This is a genomic window from Pseudomonas sp. Colony2 (assembly GCF_019382755.1).
Lineage (GTDB): Bacteria > Pseudomonadota > Gammaproteobacteria > Pseudomonadales > Pseudomonadaceae > Aquipseudomonas.
Map to the genome: position 1 here is coordinate 2,535,634 of NZ_CP080030.1, position 284 is coordinate 2,535,917.

Consider the following 284-nt stretch of genomic DNA (forward strand, 5'->3'; position numbering starts at 1 on the left):
CTTTATGCATGGAGCAACCCACGGCCAGGGAAATGGCCGTGGCGAAACTGATACGATTGCTGGGCTACTTGCGAATTTGAAGCACTGTCTGGTATTTACTGGGCAGGCTCCAGTACCTTATAGACGCCGGGCGATACCCGCAGGTATTGGGCCTTGGCGCCATTGCTGATACTGTTTCCACCTGCACCGGTCTTTCCGTCACTGGCTTTGTTGGCGATGGTCGTACCAATCGCCGACTTCATGAAGAAATCGAAACCTATCCGGTACTTTTCAACAAGCTCCTT

The 284-nt window shown here is 52.5% G+C and carries 1 pseudogene; it reads right to left on the reverse strand.

Annotated features, from left to right (window positions below):
- Nucleotides 1-95: 95 nt before the first annotated feature.
- Nucleotides 96-284 (reverse strand): annotated as a pseudogene (locus JV201_RS10155) (hypothetical protein); the annotation flags it as partial.